The sequence below is a fragment of the Actinoplanes sp. ATCC 53533 genome, from assembly GCF_003947245.1.
This window is the reverse complement of record NZ_QHHV01000098.1, coordinates 19,189-35,002: the sequence shown is the minus strand read 5'-3', so window position 1 is coordinate 35,002 and position 15,814 is coordinate 19,189. Positions and strand designations below refer to the sequence as shown.

Genomic DNA, 15,814 nt, shown 5'->3' with positions numbered 1-15,814 from the left:
CGCGCAGTTCGGGTCCTTGCGAACCTTGATCTTGCGGTATTCCATCTCGAGGGCGTCGTAGACCATCAGCCTGCCGACCAGCGGCTCGCCGATGCCGGTGATCAGCTTGATCGCCTCGTTGACCTGGATCGAGCCGATCGACGCGCAGAGCACGCCCAGGACGCCACCCTCGGCGCAGGACGGGACCATGCCGGGCGGAGGCGGCTCGGGGTAGAGGCAGCGGTAGCAGGGACCGTGCTCCTCCCAGAACACCGACGCCTGGCCGTCGAAGCGGTAGATCGAACCCCAGACGTACGGCTTGCCGAGCAGCACCGCGGCGTCGTTGACCATGTAACGGGTCGCGAAGTTGTCGGTGCCGTCGACGATCAGGTCGTACTGGCTGAAGATCTCCTTGACGTTGTCACGGTCCAGCGCGGTGTTGTGGATGACCACGTTTACCAGCGGGTTGATCTCCCGGATGCTGTCGGCCGCGGACTCGGCCTTGGGCCGGCCCAGGTCGGACATGCCGTGGATGATCTGGCGCTGCAGGTTGGACTCGTCGACGGTGTCGAAGTCGATGATGCCGAGCGTGCCGACGCCGGCGGCGGCCAGATAGAGCAGGGCGGGAGAGCCGAGACCACCCGCGCCGACGGCCAGGACCTTGGCGTTCTTCAGCCGCTTCTGCCCGTCCATCCCGACGTCGGGGATGATCAGGTGACGCGAGTAGCGGCGGATCTCGTCGATGCTCAGCTCGGCGGCCGGCTCGACGAGCGGGGGCAGTGACACGGTGAACTCCCCGGGATCGACGGTAGGTGTGCCACCCATTGTTGCTCGTCGGCTGGCGGAATGGACATGACGTGGAACACCGGCCCGACATGCGGGACGAGGGAATTCACGATCAGCTGACGGGGTTACCGGCGTACCGCTCGCCGCGCAGGTACGGCCAGGCGTTGGCGACGCACCCCTTGAGCCCGAAGGTCTGCTGCATCATGACCGGCGCGGGCTCACCCCGGCCGGCGCAGGCCTCATGGCCGTGGCCGAGCTGGTGGCCGACCTCGTGGTTGATCGCGTACGCCCGATAGACCGCCAGCGGCGCGCCGTAGCCGGGCACCGCGCCCACCCACCGGTCGTTGTTGATAATCACCCGACCGGGTAACCGGCACGAGGTGAAGCCCTCGGTCCGCAGGCCGCCGGCGGCGCACATCCTCTCTGAGGCACCGGCCGAGGCCAGATAGATGGTGAACTCGGCGGCGGCCGAGGCCGGCACACGCCGCAACCGGAACTGCCGCCCGGCGATCCAGCTCCGCGAATCCCCCAAGATCCGATCGACCTCGTCGGCGAAGTCCCGGCCGTCGCCCGGGCGCAGCCGCCTCTCCGCCGCGACCTTGAACCGCCGCAGCGTGCCGGTGCTGCCGAGCACCGGCCCGTAGCCACCGGTGAACGCGAACCCGGCGGCAGGTGCTTTGCCCGGCGCCTTGCGCCTCGCTTCGGCTGGCGTTTTGACTCGCGCTTTGACGGGCGGCCCGGCGGCCACCGGTTCCTGCGGCACGGCCTCGGCGGTTTCGTCGTCGCGCAAGATCTGGCCCACCAGGAGGACGATGACGGCGAGGACGAGGAAAAGCAGGACGACGGCGCGGCGGCGCTTCCGGTACCGCCAGGTGGCTGGCGGGGCGGGCAGCGGGGCAGCCCGGTCGATGCCGTCGCCGGCATCCGGCAGCTGCATGATCGTCTCGGTGACCCGGGTACGGGCGGCAGCGGCGGGCGTGCCGGCCGACGCGGGTACGAGAATCGGGCCGAGTGACGGCAGAAAGCCCTCCGGAAAGACGGAGGAAGGCGGGGCGGCCGGGGCTTGAGCTGCCGCCCTGGCGGGTTGGATCGTCGGGGCGGCCGTCTCGGCGGGCTGGAAGGCTGTGGCTTCCGGGACGGGAGGCCAGACGGCTCCCGCGGTCCTGACCGCGGCCGGCGGGTGGGGCGTTTCCACCGGTGGGCACAATGCGTCCGGTTCCGCCGGTCGGTGCGGAGCCTCCGTCGGGCCGGCCGATGGGCGGGTGGTGGAAGAGGGTCGGGTAGCCGTTGTGGTGCTCCCGGCGGTCTGGCTCGCGGCGGCCACGTTCGCTGGTCGGATCGCCCTGCGGCGGGCGGGGCGCTGGGCCGCCGCCGGGGTGTTCGCGGGATCCGCATGGCCGATGGCTTCCGTGGTGTCGGCGCTGCCTGCGGCTACGGACAGGGCGGTGTCGATCGCGGTGGTCTCGTCGGTCGTGGCTGCCGCCTCGGTCCGGACCTTCGCGCGGGAGGCCATCGGGGTCCGGACGGCCTTCGCGGCCTTCACAGGCGCGGCCTTCGCGGCCTTCGCGGGCGCGGCCTTCGCGGCCTTCGCGGGCGCGGCCTTCGCAGTTGCGGCCTTCGCAGGCGCCGCTTTGGCAGGCGCCGCTTTGGCAGGCGCCGCTTTGGCAGGCGCCGCTTTGGCAGGCGCCGCTTTGGCAGGCGCCGCTTTGGTCGCTGGGTTCTTCGCAGGCGCTCTCTTCGCCGCTGCCTTCTTCGCCGCTGCCTTCTTCGCAGGGGCGGGATCCGCAGGTGCGGCCCGCTTCGCCGTCGCGCTCTTCGCGGCTGCCGCGGTCTTTGTCACGGCCGCCTTCGCAGGTGCCACCTTCGCACCGTCGGACGCTCTGGACCGGGTCCCCGGCGCCGCGTCGACATGCCGGGAGACCGCCGTCGGCTGATTCTCGACGGCGGGATCCTCAGCGGCGGTCCGAGGATCTACGGAATCCTTTGGCGCCCTTGCCATGACACAAGCCAGAGTGCCAGACCCGGACGTCAGCCAACGGCGTTTCGGCCCCACGCCCAGAGAGAAGCACCCAGAGGGTCCCACTCCGCCCGTGACGGCACACCCGGGGCGCGGCGATCCGCTTGGGATCGGGACATATAGTCACGCGGTGAACGTGGAGCAGGTGCGGGATGCGTACACCTCCGTCGCAGGCCTCTACATCGAGCTGTTCGGCACGAGCCAGCAGGTGCATGCCGATGACCTCGCCCTCATCGAGCGACATCTGTCGATCAAGCCTGGCAACGTGCTCGATCTGGGCTGCGGACCCGGCCATATCACCGGCTACCTGCGGTCGCTCGGCGTCGACGCGCTGGGGATCGACATGGTTCCCGAGTTCATCGCCCACGCGAAGGCCACCCACCCGACCGGTGACTACCAGCTCGGGTCGTTGACGAGCCTCGACGTCGAGAACCATTCCATCGCCGGCATCCTGGCCTGGTACTCGCTGATCCACCTTCCGCCGCACGACCTCGACGAGGTCCTCGCCGAGTTCCGGCGAGTGCTGGCACCGGCCGGCCCGCTGGTGATCGGCTTCTTCGACGGCGACGAGGTCGCCGCCTTCGACCACAAGGTCGCGACGGCCTATCGCTGGCCCGCTGACGAATTGTCCGCGCGGTTGACGCGGGCCGGCTTCACGGAAGTCGAGCGCCAGCACCGGCCCAGCGATGGCACCCACCGGCCGCTCGCCGCGATCGCGGCGGTCGTAGCCGAACCATGAGCCGGGCCGGCACGTCATCCGCACTCGCTCCTCGGTAGGAGATCCGCAGCATGACGGCCGGCAGGTCCGTGCTGCGGATCCCGTCCGGCATCGCCATCCCGCTCGGTGAGCGACTCCGCTAGCGGCGATAGGTCCGCTTCGCGGAGGACCGCACGTTGCCGGCTTTGTCGTACGCCCGCATCTGCACGGTGAACTTCTTGCCATACTTCTTCGGGTTCAGCGTGAACTGGTATCCGGCCTTCACGTCCGTCGCGACCACCTTGCCGTTGACGAGCAGCTGGACCTTCGCCACGCCGTACTTGTCGCTCGCCTTCGCCTTGAGCGTGACCTTCTTCGTCAGCTTGGCCTTGTTCTTCGGCGCCTTGGTCACGGCGATCGACGGAACCGTGTTGTCGATGTAGACGGTCCGCCGGACCACGCCGGTGTTGCCGGCCAGGTCGGTGAGCTCGAAGGAGAGCGTGTGCTTGCCGTCCTTCACCGCGCGGCTGTTGACGCGCACGCTCAGCGGGGACCGGTCGGTGGCCCCGCCGCCCTTGTGGTCGTCGAGGTAGCTGGCCATGGACCGCACGTACACGTTGTCATGCAGGTCGTAGGGCCAGGCGGTGAACGTGCCGCGCAGGAGGGTGCCCGACGGTCGGAAGACCCCGGTCGGCGGGGTGATGTCCACGGTTGCCGTGAAGTCGTTCGAGGTCACGTTGCCGAACCGGTCGACGAGGCGGATCGTCAGCGTGACGACGCCGTTCTTGGTGGCCGGGTCCAGCGCGAGTGCCACCTTCCCGGCGGTCTTGTTGCCCAGGTCGACGGTCCGGACCAGCCTGCCGTTCTGCAGCAGCTCGACCCTGTTCAGGCCGGCGCGGTCGGTGGCGCTGATCCTGAGTGGCTGGCGGACGCTCACGTACCAGCCGCCCCAGCCCGGCTCCGCCGGGTAGTTCTCGAACCGGTACGTCGGGCCCCACCGGTCGACATAGACCGTCACCGGGTCGGTCTCGGTCCAGTTGCCGGCGCTGTCGACCGCGATCAGGGAGAGGGTCACGTCCTGATCCCCGAAGTTCAGCGGGTCCCAGTGCAGCTCCCACGGCGCCGCATAGTCGCCCTGGGACAGGTCCCCGAAGGTGCCCGCGACCGCGTTGATATGGATCGCCGTGATGTCGGCCCCGTCGGCGACCGTCGGCCGGAACACGATCGGCCCGTTGACGATGGCACCCTCGGCGATGCCGATGTCGATGATCGGCGCGTCCGCGGCCCGCGCCGGCGACGGCACGCACATGGTTGCCGCCAACGCGGCCGACACAGCCGTGGTGGCGGCTGCCAGTCGTCTGTTCACTTGTCCCCCATCGATGATCACGACGATCATAAGGCCGGGGAACACGACGCGGTGGCCCCGATCCGGCCTGCGCCCTGGCACCTGCCCGGCTGTGCGGGCTCAGCGGGACGGGCCCTCGAAGCGCTGGTTGCCGCGGCGGGGCCAGGCGTACGGCACGCATCCCCGTAACGTCAGGGTCTGCTGCACCATCACCGGCGCCGGCCCGCCGGGTTTCGGGCAGCCCTCGTGGTGGTGGCCCAACTCGTGGCCGGTCTCGTGGTTGATCAGGTACTGCCGGTAGATCGTGAGCGGCACCTTCGCGACCAGGTACGGCCGCGCCGAGAGCCGCCAGCGGTCCAGGTTGATGATCACGCGGCCGGTGGCTCGGCAGGACGTGTACGGCCGGCCGTTCACCGTGATGTTCACCCCGCCGATGCGGCACATCCGGCCCGCCGTGTCGCGGGTGGCGAGGTACACCGTGAAGTCCGCCTGCTCGATGCCGGACACCCGTTGCAGCCGGAGCCTGCCGTCGCCGATCCAGCTCCGCTTGTCGCCCAGGGTCGCCTCCACCTGCGCCGCGAACACCGCCGGGTCCTCGTTGGCGCCCCTCTCGACCGCGACGTGGAAGCGCCGCAGCAGACCGGCGCTGCCCAGCACCTTGCCGCGCCCGGCCGCGTACGTGAACCGGCCCGTGCCCTTGGTCGGCACCCGGCCCGGCAGCAGCAACAGGTCCTGCGGCGCGGTAGCCGAGGTCGCCGAGATCGGCGGCGCCGGCGCGACCGCGGCGGGCGCGGCAGCCGGCGGCGGCACCGACTCGGGTGCGGAGACCGGCACCGGGTCGGCGGGCAGCAGCAGCCCCGCGGTCACCAGCAGGGGCGCGACGAGCAGGGCCACCGGCCACCAGCGGCGCCGCCGACCACCCCGGCTCGCGGTCGGGTCGGCGGTTGCCTTGGGCACCCGCGAATCGATCATTGATTTCCAGCGTGCCACAGCGGCCCGGCGCTGTCCTCCCCGCCGGGCGTCCGGGCGACCTGGCTCACGCCGGTGGCGACACCCGGCGCGCGCCCTCCGGTCCGGCCGGGGCACCCACCTCCGCGAGCATGCCGACGACCGCCCTCGCGACCAGGCGCGGGACCTCCATCTGGGCGACGTGGCCGACGCCCGGCAGGACCAGCAGCCGGCTGTCCGGCACGGCCTTGGCGACCTGCGCCGGCACCCGCGGGTCGACCAGCTCGTCCCGGAGGCCGCCGATCACCAGGGTGGGCGCGGTGATCCGCGCGGCGAGACGCCACTGCGAATTCACCCCCGGCAGGTACGCCCGGAGGAAGCTCGACACCAGCCCGCGCAACGTCCCGAGGTATGCCTTCGAGTAATGCTCGACGGTGTATCGGAGCTTGATCTCCTCGATGGCCTCGGCGCGGCGCTGCGGGCTGACCTTCGTGGTGTCACCGAAGCAGGCGAGCAGCACCTGCTGCGCCATCTGCTCGGGGGTCAGCCGGGCCATCCCCCAGGCGAGGAGCCGGTCGGCGCGCGGCAGGGCCAGCAGCGGCAGCACCGGCCCCTGTGCCGTCCGGCGCGGGTCGAGGAACGGCATGGCCGGCGAGACCAGCGTCAGGGTCTTGATCAGGTCGGGGCGCAGCGCCGCCACGCGCACGGAGATGGAGCCGCCGAGCGAGTTGCCGATCAGGTGGACCGGGCCGCGGCCGGCATATTCCAGGTAGCCGATCAGCTTGTCGGCGAATGCCGCGATGGAGTAGCGCCGGCTCGGGTCGCTGTAGCCGAAGCCGGGCAGGTCGACGGCCTGGCCGTCGAGCCGGTCCGCGAGCAGGCCGGCGAAATCGGTCCAGTTTTGCGAGGAGCCGCCCAGGCCGTGCACGTAGACGGCGGGCTCGGCCTCCGGCGTGGTGGCCGGCGTGTCGCGCACGTGCAGCATCGCGCCGTCGATCACGACCCGGCGGGCGGGCCACGGCGGCGGCACCGCGCCGTCCGGAGGCAGGAGGTCGTCTCCCGCGAGGATCGCACCCTTCATCAGGACAACAGTGCCTCAAGGCGGCGGTTGACCGCGTTGAGTGTGGCGCGCACCATGGCGTGCCGGTCGTCACCGGTGATCACCGCGGAGCCGGACAGCTGCTCCACCCAGCCGCCGACCGAGAGCAGCATGACCACCACGGCGACCTGCATCGAGCCGAACTGCACCGCCGCGGCGTGCTCGACGAAGCACTTCGCCGGGCCGTCCGCGTGGTCGGAGGTCGTCAGCAGCTCGTCGACGGCGCCGGCGGTGGCCAGCGCGCACAGCCGCAGCAGGTAACCGTCGACCGCGGGCCCGGTGGCATCCCCGGACGCCACCTCGCCGTTGACGGTGAGCTGCACCTCGACCGTGGCCTCGGTGCCGAACGTGTTGACCCGGACGTTCTCGATCATCACCCGCGGGCCCGGCCGCTCACCGATGTCGAGCGGGCGCGGCGGCGCGGGCTCGACGCTGGTCGGCGCCTCACCCGGAACCGGTCGCGAAGCCGACGACAGGCCCCCGGACGCCGTGCCCGGACGCGAGGACGACAGGCCCGCGGAAGCCGGGCCCGACCGCGAGCCCGACGACAAACCCCCGGAGCCCAGAGCCGACCGCGAAGCCGACAACCCGCCGGAGCCTGGAACCGACCGTGAGGCCGGCAGCGTGCCCCCGGCGCCCGGAACCGGCCGCGGGCCCGGCGAGTAGCTCCCCGGGGCCGGGGCCGGCGACGAGCTGCCGCCGGTCGGCCGGCCGGCCGGGTTGGGCTGGCTGGGCACGAACGGCGCTGCCGGGGCCGGCGGCGCCGACGCCGGGGCGACCGGTGGCGGAGAGACGGGAGCCGCCGGGGCCGCCGACACCGGAGCCGGAGCCGAGTAGGACGGCGGGGCCGACCGTGGCGCCGGCGACAGGGGGGTCGGCGCGGGCGGGGCGGAGCGGGGGGCCGGGGCCAAGGACTGGGCGCCGCCGCCGAGCGGGGTGGCACCCTTCATCGCGGCGTCCAGGCCCATCCGGTCCTGCAACAGCCGCGCGACCTGGCGGCTCACCTCGGCGGGGTCGGCGCCCTCGGACAGGTCCAGCCGCAGGCTGTGCGCGCCGGCCGGGGTCGAGCGCAGCGAGGCGTCGCGCACCCCGTCGACCTCGCGGACGGCCGCGAGGATGGCGTTCACGTCGAAGCCCTCCTGCCGTTCCTGCGCCGACAGCACGTCGCCGCGGCGCAGATGCGTCGCGATGCGGGCCAGCGCGGGGGTCTCGGCGGGCGGCTCCACGGACGGCGGCTCCGGGACGGTGGGCACGTCCGGCTCGGCCGGTACGCGCTGCGGCAACGCGGCGAAGGACGGCTCGCCCGGACCGGGGTCACCGGTGGGAAACGCCAAAGGCTGGGCATAGCCGGCAGGAGTGTCGGCAGGCTCGTACGGCAGCCGGCGAGGGAAGCTGGAGGGATCGTACGACGGCCGGGCCAGACCTTGATCACCGGAACGTGACTCGTCGGTAGCGACCAGCGGGTTGAGGTCGGGCAGGCCCGCCATCGGCGTCGCCGAGTTCAGCGCGTGCCGGGCGGACTCGGCCGTCGTCCAGTCGGCCCGGCGGCCGCCGGGAGTCGCCGGGCGTACCGCTGGGAAGGGCCGCTCGGCCGGCACCGCCGCACGCTGCTGGCCGATCGGTGGGCGCGGCGGCTCGCGGCGGGCATCGTCCAGATCACCCTCGTACGGATATGGCGGCGCGCTGGCCGGCAGGCTCCCGTTGACCGCGCGCAGCTCGGTGGTCTCCTGCGCCTCCGGCCGCAGCAGCTCGGGCGAGAGCGGATCCGGCCGTGCCGGTGCTGTCCGGGGCGGCTCAGCGGCCCGCGGCGGCTCGTTCTGCCGGGGCTCGCTGCCGTTGGGCGACAGGTGGGCGAGCAGGTCCTGATAGCGGGCGCGGCTGTCCGACCAGCCGGGGGGCGGCGGCGTTCTCGATCCGGGACTGCCGGCCCGTCGGGGGGCGCCGGCGCGAAGGACGGCGGGGGCGGCGGCGTCGCGAAGGGCCGGATCTCCCCCGAAGGAGGGTCCGCCGGAAGGGGCCGTTCCTGCGTGAAAGGACGAACCTCGGTGCCGGGCCGACGCCAGGCGGGCACGTCGCTGTCCGGGTCGAGAGCGGCGCCCGCGTTGGACCACGGGCTCTCCCGAGCTGCCCAGCCGTTCAACCGGGTGCGATCGCGCGACTCGGCGCCGGCGGCGCCGTCCGCTGCACCGGCGTCACCGGAATGCCCTGTTTCGTCCACCGTGCGCTCCTCGCTTGCCCCCGCTGAGGCTACCGTGTGGTTGCAGTGGCGATAAGTTGCAGCGTCGCGACTTTTGCCCGCCCGGAACGCGACAGACGGCGAACCGGGCAATCCGCGCCCTACCGCGGGGGAATGAATCACGGAGGTTCTCATGACCGCTGCGTCCGGCGGGGCTCAGACGGCGGGGCGTCCCACGCGCCTGCCGCGCTCCGCGCGCCGTAAGCAACTGCTTGCCGCCGCGCAGCAGATCTTTGTGGCACAGGGCTATCACGCCGCCGCCATGGACGAGATCGCCGAGCAGGCCGGCGTCTCGAAGCCCGTGCTCTACCAGCATTTCCCCGGCAAGCTCGAGCTCTACCTCGCCCTGCTGGACACGCACTGCGACGCGATAATCGCCAAGGTGCGTGGCGCGATGCTGGCAACGCCGGACAACAAGGAGCGGGTCAAGGGCGCCGTCCGGGCGTACTTCGACTTCATGGACCACGAGAGCGAGGCCTTCCGGCTCGTCTTCGAGTCCGACCTGCGCAACGACCCCCAGGTCCGCGAGCGCGTCGAACGGGTCGAGCAGGGCTGCATCGCCGCGATCACGGACACGGTCGTCTCGGACACGGGTCAGAACCAGGCGAACGCCGAGTTGCTCGCCTCCGGGCTGGTCGGCGCGGCCGGCCAGGCGGCCCAGTACTGGCTGGCGAGCGGCCGGCAGACCCCCAAGGCCGAGGCGGAGGCCCTGGTCGCCGCCCTGATCTGGCGCGGTATCGCCAGCTTCCCGCTGCAGGGTGAGTCATCGCCCGGAACGCCCGGAGAAATCGGCTAGCCTTCATGTCGGTAGACATCTGAGAGGGAGGACCCCCGTGGAGGTCAAGATCGGCGTGCAGTACGCCGCGCGCGAACTGGTGCTGGAGAGCGCGCAGACGCCGGCCGAGGTCGAGCAGGCCGTGACCGAGGCGATGGCCAAGGACAGCGTTCTCACCCTGACCGACGAGAAGGGCCGCAAGGTGATCGTCCCGGTCGCCAAGCTGGCATACGTGGAGATCGCCGAAAAGTCCGAGCGGCCGTTCGGCTTCACCACGCGATAGCGACGAGCACCACAGCGCGGCAGGGAGTCCCGTACGGGGCTCCCTGCTGTATCTATGCAGCACCGTCACCTTCGCCCTGAGGTGCGAAATCTCTCTGTCGGGTAGACTTGCCGATGTCGCCGTCGATGTCGGCTCGATATGTCGAGTCGCCGCGGCGACGCGCGTGCGGCCCGCGAGCATCTCGCGTGTGGCCCGCGCCCTACCCAGACCGCGCCCCAGGAATTCGACGGGCGCACCACGAGAGGCACCCGCAGAACTCCATGACCGACATCGAGAACACCGAGACAGAACCCGCCCTGGTCCCCGTCCTCACCCGAGCCCCCGTCCGTCCGGACAGCCCCACCTTCGCTGAGCTGGGCGTCCGCGCGGAGACCGTGGAGGCGCTGGCCGCGGCCGGCATCACGCGCGCGTTCGCCATCCAGGAATACGCGCTCCCCATCGCCCTGCGCGGCACCGACCTGATCGGTCAGGCGCCGACCGGCACCGGCAAGACCCTCGGCTTCGGCCTGCCCCTGCTGGAGCGGGTGCTCGCGCCGAGCGAGGGCGCCGACGGCCAGCCGCAGGCGCTCGTCGTGGTCCCGACCCGCGAGCTGGGCCTGCAGGTCGCCCGGGACATCGCCGCCGCGGGCAGCACCCGGGGCGTGCGAGTGCTGCCGATCTACGGCGGCGTGGCGTACGAGCCGCAGGTCGAGACCCTGAAGAAGGGCGTCGAGATCCTGGTCGGCACCCCCGGCCGCCTGCTCGACCTGGCCAAGCAGAAGCACCTCAAGCTGGGCTCGATCAAGGCCCTGGTGCTGGACGAGGCCGACCGGATGCTCGACCTGGGCTTCCTCGAGGACGTCGAGAAGATCCTGGCGATGCTCCCCGGCGACCGCCAGACGATGCTCTTCTCCGCGACCATGCCGGACCCGATCGTCGCGCTGTCCCGCCGCTTCCTGCGTCACCCGGTGACCATCCACGCGGGCCACACGGCCGACAGCGGCATGTCGCCGCTGACCAAGCAGGTCGTCTACCGCAGCCACCCGCTGAACAAGCTGGAGATGGTGGCCCGGATCCTGCAGGCCCGCGACCGCGGCCTGACGATGATCTTCACGCGCACCAAGCGGGCCGCCGACCGGGTCGCCGAAGACCTCGACTTCCGCGGCTTCGCGGTCGCCGCCGTCCACGGTGACCTGGGCCAGGGCGCCCGCGAGCGGGCCCTGCGCGCGTTCCGCACCGGCAAGATCGACGTGCTGGTGGCGACCGACGTCGCGGCCCGCGGCCTGGACGTCTCCGGCGTCACCCACGTGCTCAACTACGACTGCCCGGAAGACCCGGACACCTACACCCACCGCATCGGCCGCACCGGTCGCGCCGGCGCGACCGGCGTCGCGGTGACCTTCGTGGACTGGGAAGACATGCCGCGCTGGGTGCTCATCGACAAGTCGATGGGCCTCAACATGCCGCAGCCGCCGGAGACCTACCACACGTCGCCCGCGCTCTATTCCGACCTGGACATCCCGGAGGGCATCTCGGGCACGCTGCCGACCGCCGGGCGCACCCGGGTGGGCCTGTCGGCCGAGGTCGAGGAAGACCTGGGCGGCACCCGCCGGCGCGGCAGCCGCGACAGCGGCCGGGACGCCGGGCGCAGCGGCGGCCGGGGTGGCCGAGACAGCCGCGACGGCCGCGGCAGCGACCGGCCGGCCCGCGGGCCGCGCCGCGAGGAAGCGGCCCCGGAAGCCGCCGCCCCCGCCGCGCCCGTCACGGAGGAGGCCGGCGACCGGCCCCGCCGGCAGCGTCGCCGCCGCCGGGCAGGCGACCCCCTGACCACAACCGACGAGGGTACGGCCACCGCGGCGTCCCCGGCCCCGCTCTTCTCGGACGGCTCGGAGGCGACCCCGGAGCTCTCCCCCGCAGTTGAGGGCGACTCCAACGAGCAGTCCGACGACGCTGACGACGACGCCGCAGGCCGTCCCCGCCGCCGCAGGCGTCGCGGCGGCCGGGGCACCCGCAGCGCCACCGGCACGGAGGCCACGTCGGAGGACGGCGAGGCAGCACCGGCCGGCGCCGACGCGCCCACCGGCGTCGACCCGGGCGACCAGGACTGATCCCGACAAAACCGAAAATGGGTGCCCCGCCGGCCGGCGGGGCACCCATTTTGCGCTGAACCGTGGTTTTTGGAGTCAGTGGGTCGGGGCGATGCCCAGGGCGGCGCAGGCCTGCTGGTACATCCGGACCGCTTCGCCGCGGACCTGGCGCCGTTCGGTCAGACGCTCGCTGAACGGGATCCGGACCGGCACCGCGATGCCGTCCACGGTGGCCTCGAAATCCATCCCGTCGGCGTCCAGGCCCGACATCCGGGCCGCGCTGGCCGTCCCGATGCCGGCCAGGCCACGCACGATCAGCACGTTGTCCTCGGCGTGGTCGTCGTTCATGTGGCGGGCGATCTGCGCCACCACGTCCGGGGTGAAGGTCATACCCAGCGCTCCTTCAGCTCGCTCAGCACGGCGATGTTGAGCCGGTAGGCCTCCGTCACCTCGGCGAGGAAATTCTGCTCGTCCCCCGGCGAGAAGGCCAGCCGATCGAGCAAATCCCGGTAGCCGGTGCGAAAGGCCGGCGGCGAGATCCCCTCGAAGACGAAGAACCGGTGACCGGCGCCGCTCAGCCCGTAGGCGCGGGCGATCGCCGGGCCCAGATATTGCCCGCCGGACAGGTCGCCCAGGTAGCGGGTGTAGTGGTGGGCGATGAAGCCCCACGGCCGGTCGAACGCCACCGCGCGCAGCCGCTCGCGGTATTCCTGGGTAGCCGGCAGCTCGCTGAGCTTCGGCTGCGGGCCGAGCAGGGTGGCCAGGTCGTCGCTCAGCGCCGGGAGCCGGGTCAGCTGGGGAAAGACGAACTCGCCCGCGACCGGGTCGTCGGCCATCGCCTCGGCGGCCTGCTCCAGCGTCTCGTAGATGAACCAATGCTGCGCCGTCAGATCCGCGTAGGCCTGCCGGGGCAGCGTGCCCGCGGCGAGCGCGTCGAGGAACCCGCTGCCCTGGGCCGCGTCGTGGTCCAGGCGCGTGCCGCTGCGGAGCCGGACGGAGAGCTTCTCGATGGAAGGGTCGGCCAGGGTCATCGCAGCTCCTCATGCTTGGTTAGGCAAGCCTAACAAAAGAACAGGCTCCAAAGATCAGCAGTTTGGTCCGGTCAAGGGTGGCGGTGGGGTGGTCGGACCGGGGGCCTTCAGTCCGGTCAAGGGTGGCGGTGTCGGGCGGGCGGACGGGCGGGGAATTCGCGCGCGGCAGAATGGTGGGATGCCCCAACCACTGGACGCCGTCCTCGCCGAGGTGCGCGGCCTGCTGCTCGACCCCGCGCTCACCCGTGCGGTCGCAGCCGGCAAGCGCCGCGGCCGCATCCCATCGGTCACCCGCGCCGAGTTCCGGCCGGTCGCCCTCAAGGGTGGCTCCCGGTTGCAGATCGTGACCGATGACGGCTCTCGGCCGTACACCCGCAACGTCGAACCCGGCCCGGAGGCCGCGGCGGCGGTCGATGCCCTGCTCGCGGAGCCCTTCGGAAATTGGCATGTGGAGACCGCCGCGACCACAGTGCAGGTCCGCGTGACGAAGAGGGGCGACGCCCAGGTGCACCGGGCCGCGGCGGCTGAGCCCACCGTCACCCAGGGTCACGACCGAGCCAAGCAGTGGCTGCTCGATCCGGGCGACCCGCTGTTCACCGTGGTCGGCGGCACGGCCGCGAAGCGCCGGCAGGTGGACGCCTTCCTGCGGGCCCTGGCCGCGACCCTGCCGGACGAGCTGCCCACCGAGCTGCGCGTGGTCGACCTGGGCTGCGGAAACGCGTACCTGACCTTCGCGGCCTACCGCTACCTGGCCGACCGCGGCGTCAAGGTCCAGGTCGTGGGGGTCGATGTCCGCGAGGACCAACGGGTACGCAACAGCGCCGTCGCCGGGCAACTGGGCTGCGCCGACGCGGTGACGTTCGTGGCCGGCACGATCGAGGACGCGGTGGTCACCGAGGCCCCGGACCTGGTGCTGGCCCTGCACGCCTGCGACACCGCGACGGATCAGGCGCTCGCCCGGGCGGTGCGCTGGGACGCGAAGTGGGTGCTGGCGGCGCCCTGCTGCCACCACGACATCGCGGCCCAGCTCAAGGGCCACCCCGCCCCGGCACCGTACGGGGAGATCACCCGGAACGCGATCCTGCGGGAGCGCTTCGCCGACGTCCTCACCGACTCGCTGCGCTCGGCCCTGCTACGCCTGCACGGCTACCGGGTCGAGGTCGTCGAATTCGTGGACTCGGCGCACACGCCCCGCAACCTGCTGCTGCGGGCCCGGCTGACCGGCGCCGCCCCGGCCGAGGGCCAGCGCGCCGAATACGACGCGCTGACCGCTCAGTGGGGCGTGACGCCGGCGCTGGAGACGCTGCTCACTTGACGATCGCGGTGAAGGCCGCGGTGTGCACCTTGCCGGCCACCTGGAAGTCGAAGAACATCCGGTAGCGGCCGGGGCCGGGCGCGGCCAGCCAGAACTTGACCGCCCCATCGACCAGCTGCGGCTCGGGGTGGACGTGCACATAGCCCACGTCCCCCTCGCGCAAGACGACCAGATGCCCGAACGCACCCAGGTACGGCTCCAGCGCGGCGGGCTTGCCGTCCGGCCCGGCCACCGTCATCAGCAGCGGCTGGGTTGCGCCGACCTGCGGCGTGCCGGCGTACGAGATCGAGAAGCCGTCAGCGGTCGCCCGGGTGACCGGCGCTGGTAGCGCGACCGGCCGGTAGTCGCCGGCGACCGTCAGGTCGACACCCAGCGTTGTGGGCGTCTGCTGACCGCCGAGGACGGCGGTGAAGTCGGCGATCGCCCGATAGCTGCCGGGAGCGGCGAGGGTGAGACCGACGCTCCACGTGCCGTCGGGCGCCATCGTGGGGTGCAGATGCTGGAAGCCGGTCAGGTCCCGCCGGACGATCACGAAGTGCAGCGGCTTGTCGTGCACCACCGCGTAGGTGGTGAGCGGCGCGCCGCCGGCCGCGGTGATGCGGAACCGGTACGGCTGCGACTGCCCGGCCTTGACCGAGCCGGCCTCGGGCACGAGGGTCAGCCCGGCGGCCGTGACCGCCAGGCCGCCGACGCTCTCGGCGGCTGTCCCGGCGCCGGCCACCTGGGTGACCGTGCCGTCCGCGTTGTGCACGTGCGGGGCGGCACCCGCGTCGTCGTGCGGTGCGGTGGCGCCGTTCGGCGCCGCGGTGTTCGGCGCTGCGTTGTTGGGCGCGGCCGGGTCGTGGCCGTGCCCGTCGCCGGTCGCGGCCGGAGTCGCCTGCGCCCGCTCGACGGAGTTGTTGAGGCGGCCGATGCCGTAGCCCGCGAACAGGACCACCACGACGACCGCGGCGAAAGCGGCGAGCCGAAAGCCGGCGGCGTCGGACCTCGGCTCGGGCGGCGCCTGCTCAAGCGTGTCAGCCATCAGCGAGCTCGTAGCCGGCCTCGTCGACGGCGGCACGGACGTCGGCGGCGGCGAGCGGCGCGGCGCTGGTGACCGTTACCACGCCGGCGGCGAGGTCGACCTGCACGGCATCGACGCCGGAGAGCTCGGAGAGCTCGCTGGTCACGGCCTGGACGCAGTGCGCACAGGTCATCCCGGTCACGGAGTAGGTGCTGGTGACGGACATGGGCTTCC

15 protein-coding genes and 1 pseudogene are annotated in these 15,814 nt (G+C 72.3%); 6 read left to right on the top strand and 10 right to left on the bottom strand.

Annotation, left to right across the window (positions count from 1 at the left end; all coding sequences use genetic code 11):
• Together moeB and DMB66_RS29150 are read right to left on the bottom strand one after the other, a co-directional pair.
• A pseudogene (gene moeB, locus DMB66_RS29155) lies at window positions 1–833 on the bottom strand (molybdopterin-synthase adenylyltransferase MoeB); the annotation flags it as partial.
• A gap of 44 nt (window positions 834–877) precedes the next feature.
• A complete protein-coding gene (locus DMB66_RS29150) occupies window positions 878–1,702 on the bottom strand; it encodes a DUF3152 domain-containing protein (RefSeq protein ID WP_125807322.1) in 825 nt (274 codons plus the stop codon).
• A gap of 352 nt (window positions 1,703–2,054) precedes the next feature.
• Here DMB66_RS29150 and DMB66_RS62790 point away from each other — a divergent pair, with 352 nt between their 5' ends.
• Both DMB66_RS62790 and DMB66_RS29140 read left to right on the top strand, forming a co-directional pair.
• A complete protein-coding gene (locus DMB66_RS62790; protein WP_199752674.1) occupies window positions 2,055–2,699 on the top strand; it encodes a hypothetical protein in 645 nt (214 codons plus the stop codon).
• A 213-nt stretch (window positions 2,700–2,912) separates the two neighbouring features.
• A complete protein-coding gene (locus DMB66_RS29140; protein ID WP_199752673.1) occupies window positions 2,913–3,521 on the top strand; it encodes a class I SAM-dependent methyltransferase in 609 nt (202 codons plus the stop codon).
• A gap of 118 nt (window positions 3,522–3,639) precedes the next feature.
• On the opposite strand, the gene DMB66_RS29135 is transcribed toward DMB66_RS29140, so the two are convergent.
• The 4 genes from DMB66_RS29135 to DMB66_RS62785 all read right to left on the bottom strand — a co-directional run bounded on the left by DMB66_RS29135 (window position 3,640) and on the right by DMB66_RS62785 (window position 8,982).
• The gene (locus DMB66_RS29135; protein ID WP_158647398.1) at window positions 3,640–4,845 is read right to left on the bottom strand and encodes an Ig-like domain-containing protein; all 1,206 of its coding nucleotides are present in this window, start codon (window positions 4,843–4,845) and stop codon (window positions 3,640–3,642) included.
• A gap of 99 nt (window positions 4,846–4,944) precedes the next feature.
• Window positions 4,945–5,796 carry a DUF3152 domain-containing protein gene (locus DMB66_RS29130; protein WP_125807317.1) on the bottom strand — a complete coding sequence of 284 codons (852 nt, stop codon included), beginning with the start codon at window positions 5,794–5,796 and terminating at the stop codon, window positions 4,945–4,947.
• Between the two features lie 64 nt (window positions 5,797–5,860).
• Window positions 5,861–6,853: an alpha/beta fold hydrolase gene (locus DMB66_RS29125; RefSeq protein WP_125807316.1), complete on the bottom strand. Its 993-nt coding sequence runs from the start codon at window positions 6,851–6,853 to the stop codon at window positions 5,861–5,863.
• The gene (locus DMB66_RS62785) at window positions 6,853–8,982 is read right to left on the bottom strand and encodes a Daple (RefSeq protein WP_233624910.1); all 2,130 of its coding nucleotides are present in this window, start codon (window positions 8,980–8,982) and stop codon (window positions 6,853–6,855) included. The genes DMB66_RS29125 and DMB66_RS62785 overlap by 1 nt, the downstream gene beginning before the upstream one ends.
• A 258-nt stretch (window positions 8,983–9,240) precedes the next feature.
• On the opposite strand from DMB66_RS62785, the gene DMB66_RS29115 reads away from it, so the two are divergent.
• The 3 genes from DMB66_RS29115 to DMB66_RS29105 all read left to right on the top strand — a co-directional run bounded on the left by DMB66_RS29115 (window position 9,241) and on the right by DMB66_RS29105 (window position 12,252).
• Window positions 9,241–9,903, top strand: coding sequence for a TetR/AcrR family transcriptional regulator (locus DMB66_RS29115; protein WP_125807315.1), 663 nt, complete (start codon window positions 9,241–9,243; stop codon window positions 9,901–9,903).
• A 37-nt stretch (window positions 9,904–9,940) separates the two neighbouring features.
• The gene (locus tag DMB66_RS29110; protein WP_125807314.1) at window positions 9,941–10,165 is read left to right on the top strand and encodes a DUF3107 domain-containing protein; all 225 of its coding nucleotides are present in this window, start codon (window positions 9,941–9,943) and stop codon (window positions 10,163–10,165) included.
• Window positions 10,166–10,425: 260 nt separating this feature from the next.
• A complete protein-coding gene (locus DMB66_RS29105; RefSeq protein ID WP_125807313.1) occupies window positions 10,426–12,252 on the top strand; it encodes a DEAD/DEAH box helicase in 1,827 nt (608 codons plus the stop codon).
• Window positions 12,253–12,327: 75 nt separating this feature from the next.
• Here the strand turns inward: DMB66_RS29105 and DMB66_RS29100 are convergent, their stop codons facing one another.
• Together DMB66_RS29100 and DMB66_RS29095 are read right to left on the bottom strand one after the other, a co-directional pair.
• Entirely contained in the window at window positions 12,328–12,621 is a 294-nt protein-coding gene (locus DMB66_RS29100; protein WP_125807312.1) for a DUF2470 domain-containing protein, read from the bottom strand.
• Window positions 12,618–13,262: a heme oxygenase (biliverdin-producing) gene (locus DMB66_RS29095; RefSeq protein ID WP_125807311.1), complete on the bottom strand. Its 645-nt coding sequence runs from the start codon at window positions 13,260–13,262 to the stop codon at window positions 12,618–12,620. The genes DMB66_RS29100 and DMB66_RS29095 overlap by 4 nt, the downstream gene beginning before the upstream one ends.
• Before the next feature lie 178 nt (window positions 13,263–13,440).
• Between DMB66_RS29095 and DMB66_RS29090 the strand changes: the two genes are divergently transcribed.
• Window positions 13,441–14,577 (top strand): SAM-dependent methyltransferase, encoded by a 1,137-nt coding sequence (locus DMB66_RS29090; RefSeq protein ID WP_125807310.1) that lies wholly within the window; start codon window positions 13,441–13,443, stop codon window positions 14,575–14,577.
• Here the strand turns inward: DMB66_RS29090 and DMB66_RS29085 are convergent.
• Complete coding sequence (locus DMB66_RS29085; protein WP_125807309.1) at window positions 14,570–15,601, bottom strand: hypothetical protein; 1,032 nt, start codon at window positions 15,599–15,601, stop codon at window positions 14,570–14,572. The genes DMB66_RS29090 and DMB66_RS29085 overlap by 8 nt on opposite strands.
• Window positions 15,594–15,806 carry a heavy-metal-associated domain-containing protein gene (locus tag DMB66_RS29080; RefSeq protein ID WP_125807308.1) on the bottom strand — a complete coding sequence of 71 codons (213 nt, stop codon included), beginning with the start codon at window positions 15,804–15,806 and terminating at the stop codon, window positions 15,594–15,596. The genes DMB66_RS29085 and DMB66_RS29080 overlap by 8 nt, the downstream gene beginning before the upstream one ends.
• Window positions 15,807–15,814 lie beyond the last annotated feature (8 nt).